Raw genomic sequence first — 6,787 nt, forward strand, 5'->3', positions numbered from 1 at the left:
CAGCGTTGAACTCCTGTTCGTACACCGGGCAAGGCGTACGCTACTGCGCCGCGCCCCGCCATGCCTGCGGGTGATCGTCCCGCACCAGATAATCCAGTTCCGCCGCCGCGGCGTTGCTCTCGACCTGCGCGACGTTCTTGCAACCGGGAATCACACTGCTGACGGCCGGGTGTTGCAGGCACCACGCCAGCGCCCATTGCGCCATCGGCACGCCGGCCGGCACCTCGGTGCGGCTGATCTCCTCGACCTGCTGTAGCTTCTCGTCCTGGTCGCGATCCTTCCATCGGCTGCGCACGTCGCTCTCGTCGAACGTGGCGCCCGGCTTGTACTTGCCACTGAGGAACCCACTGGCCAACGGCACGCGCGCCAGCACGCCCAGGTTCTGTTCGATGCACGACGCGAACGTGCGTTCCTCCGGCTTTCGGTCGAGCCGGTTGTAGATGAGCTGAATCACGCTCACGCCCACTGCCGTCGCGTTGCCCACCTGGTGCATGTTGTCGTTGCTGCCGACGCTGTTGCCGACGAAGCGGACCTTCCCGTCCTTCACCAACTTCGCCAGCACGTCGCGCACGGCTTGATCGTCGGCCTCCGTGTCGCGCACGCTGTGGTATTGCAGCAGATCGACGTAATCGGTCCGCAGCGCCTTCAGCGATCCTTCCAGTTGCTTCACGACATCGTCGGCGGATCGCTCGTCGGTGCGGGTGAAGGCCTTGTGGAACTTGTGCCCAAACTTGGTCGCGATGAACCAGTCGCCGCGATCCTGCTGCACCGCTGCGCCGACGAGCGCCTCGGACGTGTGGTCACCGTAACACTCGGCCGTGTCGACCAGGTTGATGCCCAGTTCCTTCCCGCGCCGGAACATCGCATCCACTTCCGTCTGTTCGAACGTCTTGCCCCACTCGCCACCGAACTGCCACGTGCCAATGCCGACGACGGACACCTTCTGATTCGTCTTGCCAAGCGTGCGATATTTCATGCTCGGATTGTAGCGGCGTCGACCGCGAGCGGACCACGATCGTTTCGCCCGAATTAGCGAGAAAAGAACGCGAAGAAGCTCGGGCGTTGGTAGCGCAACACCGTGGAACGCCAGATCTGCAGCCGTGCGACCGGGCGGCGGTTTGGGTAAGGCAAAACGCGAATCCGTGCACCATTTTGCACCATTGTGCACCATCGGGTGAGGGTGAGAGAGTCCACCATGTCCGGCGCGTCGGCTATTCAGTTGTCAAAGAGCACGCTATCCATTTCTACGCTCGCGCTGCGCGATTGAGGGGGATCCGGCGCAACGCGCTTTGTTTTCCTTCGCGTCCTGCTTCGCGCCTTCGCGTCTTCGCGTCTCTTCGTTCTTGAACAGATTCGCAGAGAGACAGACAAGAATGTCCGTCCCACCGGCAGAGAAAAAGACAGAAGAGACACAGGCAAGAATGCCTGTGCCACAGAAGACAAAGAGAGAATACGGGGGGACGGGGGGGAAAGACAGGCAGGAATGCCTGTCCTACAGAAGAGCGGCACGCCGATTGCCGGGGGCTACTTCTCCTTGCCGTTAAAAACTTCGTCGACGGTCGTGGTGACCGTGTTCAACGCGGCGTTGCTCACCTTGGGATCCTGCACGGTGCCGCGGACCTCGATCTTGAACAGTTCCTGCTGGGCGTTGCGCCACAGGTCGGACAGGAACGGGATCTTGGGGGCGTTGGGGTTGTCGGTGCGGAAGGTCATCGCGACCTTCTTCGTCTCGAAGTCCAGGTGGCCTTCGCCTTCCATCAGCACCGTGTTGGAGCGAAGCGCGACGTGCTCGAAGTTGATGCGCTGGCCTTCCACGTTGTACCGGGCGGTCGCCTCGGTCACCGGCGTGTTCACGGGCAACGCGAGGTTGGTGATCTGCAGCAAACCGACCACCAGCGGCAGGTTGTACATGTCCTTGCCCGTCACCAGCACGTCACCGCGCCCGCGGCGGCTGGCGGCGTTGTCGAACTCGCCTTCCAGGCCCAAACTGGCGCTGAGGCGGCCCTTCAGGTCGTCGAAGCCCTCCATCGCGATGGTGGCGGCGTCGGCGTCGCGCAGGATCATGTCCAGCGTGAACCGCTCGGGCTCGCCCGGCCGGGCGATCAGCAGCACGTCGCCCACCAGGTTGCCGCCGGCCAGTTCGCCGCTGATCTTCGACAGGCGCGTCTCGTGCGAGCCGGCGGGCCGGTCGATCGTGGCGTACACGTTGCGCACCGGGCGCTCGGCCAGCAACAGCTTGTCGAATTGAATCGTGCCGCGGATGCTCTTCAGCTTGCCGTCGGTCACGATCGCCTGCCCGCTCACGTCGCCGAACACGTCCGTCAATGGCACGCCCACGTTCACGTTCGCGCCGGCCAGCGAGATGCGCCCCGACAGGTCGATGTTGCCCTTGCCAGGATCGGTCGACCCCTTCGGCGCCGTGTGCAGGAACCGCGGCACGTACCAACCGATGCGGCCGCTCAGTTCCATCGATCGCAACGAATCGGCCAGCGCCATTGGCATCGCGCCGATCAGTTCCTCGTCGGCCAGCACGTTGCGGGCAAACAGGGTCAGGTCCCACACGTCGTGGTCGGCGACCGTCTGCGTGCTGCCCCACACGCTCAGCGTGCCCTCGCCGTGCCGGCCGGTGACCTGGTGCAGCGTGGTCTTGCCATTGTCGATAACGACGCGCCCGGTGACGTGGTCGAGCGCGTACGGGAACGCCCGCGGGTAGATCGACAGGCTCCGCGGCCGCAGCACGATCTTCGGCATCGTGTCCGACCGCTTGGCCGCGATGCTGTTGGCCACCGACGCCTTGCCGGCCGCGTCGCCAACCGGCGCCACGGTGGCGACCTGCTCACGGTCATCGGAGCCGCCGAGCGGGCCATTCAGGATGATGTCGACGTCGAGCGTGCCCTTCGGTCGCACCTGGTCCCACGCCTTCCTGGCAGCGTCGGGCACCAGCGCGTACAGCGGCGCGTCGAGCGTCAGGTTCTTTGCCGACACCGTGAGGTCGGCGCGCGACGTGCCGTTGATGAAGTCGATCGCCCCGTTGGCCGACACGGTGGCACCGGCGCGCTCGCCGGTGACCTTCGCCAGTTCGATGCGGTTCGGCTGGAGCTTGATCTGCCCGCCGACCGAGCCGATCACGAACGAGCCCACCTTCGGCCAAACCGTGCCGTTGCGCATCGTGGCGGTCAGATCGTAATCAACTGCGTCGGCGAGTGTGCTGGCAAGGCTTGATGCGGCTTCCTCTCTCGGGCGGCTGCTCACGGTTCCTGACACGTCCAGCCGGCCGGCGATGCCCATCTCGGTGATCCACTTGCGGTTCGACTCGGGCAGCGCCATCAGCAGGTCGCGGTCGATCGGCAGGTTGTCGGCCTTCACCACCAGTTCGGTGACCGTCGTCGAGCGTTCCGGCTCGCGCGGGCGCGGCATGCCGGGCAACTCGCGCGGCGACGGCGCCCAGCTGACGCGCCCGTCGACGCGCAGCGACGCGTCGTTGCGCTGCATGTTCGCGTTGATGATCTGCACCTGGTTCTGCCCGATCTTCAGCTCCATCGCGAGGTCTTCGAGCGGGTACGGAAACGCCGCCATCTTCGCGGTGGCGCTCTCGACCTTCACGTGCGTGAACAGCAACCACGGCTGGTTGGGGCCGATCGCGCGGTTCACGTCGCAGGTGAAGCTGCCTCGCAGCTTGGGCAGTTCGCCCTGTCCATCGGCGTCGAAGAGCTTGAACGTGCGTTGCACGTCGGCGGGGAACGCCTCGGTGAGCGCGGCCTCGCTGTAGACCTTGTCGCTGGCGATGCGGATCGCCACGCCGGCATCGTTGCCCAGGGGGCCCATCAGGCCGCTGACGTTCACGACCGTTTCGGCGTTGGGCCCGTTGGGCAGGCCGTAGCCGCTCAGCGATAGCTCGAGGCGCTCGGGCGCCTCCGCGTCTGCGGGCTTGAACGCGATCTGGCCGGTGGCCTTGCGCACGGGATACGGAAAGCGAAGGAAGGTGAAGTTGCCATCGAGCACGTCGATCGCGCCGTCAATGTTGATGTTGGCGCCCGGCGTGGGCCGGCCGATGGTGACGGCGAGCGTGCAGGAGCCCTGGGGGCGCAACTGGTCGTAAATCTCGCGCACGGCGCGCGGCAGCGCGTTGGTGTAACGGGGCGCGGCCGGCAGCGTGAGCGGCTTCTGGCCCGACGTGATGCGCAGCTTTGCCGTCGGCTCGGCAGCGCCGTCGCGACCGGGGTAGCCGTCGATCTTGCCGTCGATGTGGATGCGGTTGCCCTCGACGTCTCCCTGCACGCCCGTGACGGCGATGCCGCTCTCGGTAAACGTGAAGACGCCGGCCATGTTCTCCAGCCGCAACGGCCCCGAACGGAACTGCGCGTCGATCGCCTCCAGCTCGCCTGACTTCGCGTAACCCGCGGCCGCGTAGACGGCGGCCATCGTGTCGAGCGTGTCGCGCACCGATGCCACGCGCCGCGACTCGTCGCTGCCCTGCAGCTCGCCGGGCGGCACGGTGAGCGTGACGCCCTGCAGTTCGGTGTTCACGGTGAAGCGCGCGTCCGAGTCGCCGCGCGGCAGCACGTAGGACAATTCGGTGATGTCCAGCTTGCCGGCCAGCTCGTGGCGTTCCCACCATTGCCGCACCGCGGTCGGCAGCATCAGGCGCAGGTCGCTATCAAGTTCGAAGTTGCGCAGCTGCGCGGTGACGCGCCCCACCGCGGGGTAAATGAGCCCCTCGATGTACGGGCCCATCCTGTCGCTCATGCCGCGGCTCTGCAGCGAGAAGCCGTAGCGGTCGGACCCGGGCGAGGCCGTGAACTGCCCCTCGAGCGCCAGGGTGCCGAACGACGTGGTGCCGTCGGGGTGCTGTTCGGTGTAGTCGATGCGGGCGTCACGCAGGCTGATCTCGGGCAACACCATCGGCCGCCGGGGGACCTTGGGAGCGGGCGGGCCACCGTCACCGTCGCCTTGTCCATCGGCGTCGTCGCGGACCACCTTGCGGTACGAGCGGATGAGCGAGTCGACGTCCTGCGTCAGCTGCACGTGCGGGCGTCGCACGATGATCTGCGTCGCCTCGATTCGCCCCGCCAGCAGTTGCCGCAGGCTGTAGCGCACCACGAACGTGTCGGCCGAGAAGATCGGGGGCTGGTCGAGGCGTTCACCGGCCAGGTGCACCTGCACGTCGTCGAGGCGCAGGCCCTCGAACATGCTGAGCGTCGCCCGGCGCACCTGCACGGGCCCGCCGAGCAATTGCGACAGGTACCGCTCGGCCATCGCGCGCACGCGGTTGGAATTGGTGACGTAGGCGTAGGTGCCGATGGACCCTGCCAGCAGCAACAGCAGCATGAACATGCACCGGCGCCGCCGCTTGCTGGTGCGCGGACGCATCGGGTGCCCCGCGCGCCAGAAGCGATCGAAGGCGATGATGTCCGGCGGAACGCTGCGCGACATAAGGAAAGGTGGAAGGCGGGAAGTAGTGATTCCGGTCCCTCTCCCGCATGCGCCGGGAGAGGTTAGGTGAGGGTGATTTTGTGCTGCTAAGAACCGTCAGCAGTTCGAAATCACCCTCACCCAGCCTCTCCCGGCGCATGCGGGAGAGGGTCCAGAGTTCCACCCTGCCACTCGGTTTATACGCCCGCCCCGACCGCTTCGTTCACGTGATTGACGGCGTTGCGGAAGATCGCCAGACCGGCCCCTTCCACAGGCAGCGGACGCTGCCGCGTCCAGGCGTAATGCTGCGTAGCGTCGACGTAGCGCTCGGGATGCGGCATCAAGCCAAAGACGAGCCCGGTGCTGTCGCACACGCCAGCGATGTCGTCGACGCTGCCGTTGGGGTTGTTATCGTCGCCGACCGCGGGGGAACCGTCGGGCGTGGCGTAGACAAGGGCGACCTGGTCGTTGTCCCAGAGGGCCTTGCGAACGTTCTCATCGGCCGGCACGAACTTGCCTTCACCGTGGGCGATCGGCAGTTCCAACGGCGACAGGCCGGTCGTCCAGATGCACTTGTTGCCGCGCGGGGCGAGGTGGACCCACTTGTCGGTAAACCGGCCGTTGTCGTTGTGGGCCAGCGTGCAGGTCTGCCCGGTCCGGCCACCAATCGAACCCGGCAGCAGATCGGTCTTCACCAGCACCTGAAAGCCGTTGCAGACGCCGATGATCGGCTTACCGGCCGCCACGAAGTCGAGCAGCACCTCGCGCAGGTGCTGGGCGATCTGGTTGGCCAAGATCCGCCCCGCCGCGATGTCGTCGCCGTAGCTGAAGCCCCCGGGGAACGCGAGTAGCTGATAGTTGTTCAGCAGGTCCTTCTGCTGCATCAGGCGGTTGATGTGGACGAAATCCACGGTCGCGCCCGCCAGCTTCAGGGCATGGGCGGTTTCTCCATCACAGTTGGTACCGGCGGTTCGTAGGATCAGGGCGGCAGGCTTCATGCACCAATAATAGACCGCCCACGAACGATCGCAACCCACCGCCCCACCCTCAACGCAGCGGCGCAGCAGGTCGGCTCCACTGTTACCCCTGCGAACCCCAATGTGGGTGACCGCGGATCGGTCCGCAGGCGCACCAGCGGACCCGACAAGACTTCCGCCTTCACCCCTCACCCAAACGGCAACGTCACCGCCGTCACGCCCGCCCACGCCCCACCATCGCTCGCCACGATCCCATTCCCCGCCCCCGCCGTCAGCGTGACCGCCCCCGGCACCGGCGGCACCGATTGCGTCACCAGCCCAATCCGCACCGTCGCCGGCCCCTCGAGCGTCGCCCCGCCCGTGCCGATCAGCTGGTCCAACATCGCCCCCGGATCGTT

The 6,787-nt window shown here is 66.3% G+C and carries 4 protein-coding genes; all 4 read right to left on the reverse strand.

Features of this window, described 5'->3' with window-relative positions; genetic code table 11:
• Window positions 1-40 precede the first annotated feature (40 nt).
• Complete coding sequence (locus VGN72_21910) at window positions 41-976, reverse strand: aldo/keto reductase (protein HEV7302007.1); 936 nt, start codon at window positions 974-976, stop codon at window positions 41-43.
• A gap of 548 nt (window positions 977-1,524) precedes the next feature.
• Window positions 1,525-5,433 carry a hypothetical protein gene (locus VGN72_21915; GenBank protein HEV7302008.1) on the reverse strand — a complete coding sequence of 1,303 codons (3,909 nt, stop codon included), beginning with the start codon at window positions 5,431-5,433 and terminating at the stop codon, window positions 1,525-1,527.
• 176 nt (window positions 5,434-5,609) lie between these two features.
• Window positions 5,610-6,410 carry a phosphoribosylformylglycinamidine synthase I gene (purQ, locus tag VGN72_21920; GenBank protein ID HEV7302009.1) on the reverse strand — a complete coding sequence of 267 codons (801 nt, stop codon included), beginning with the start codon at window positions 6,408-6,410 and terminating at the stop codon, window positions 5,610-5,612.
• 167 nt (window positions 6,411-6,577) lie between these two features.
• Window positions 6,578-6,787, reverse strand: a 210-nt coding sequence (locus VGN72_21925) for a hypothetical protein (protein ID HEV7302010.1), incomplete at its 5' end; no start/stop codon positions are given.

The organism is Tepidisphaeraceae bacterium (assembly GCA_035998445.1).
Lineage (GTDB): Bacteria > Planctomycetota > Phycisphaerae > Tepidisphaerales > Tepidisphaeraceae > DASYHQ01.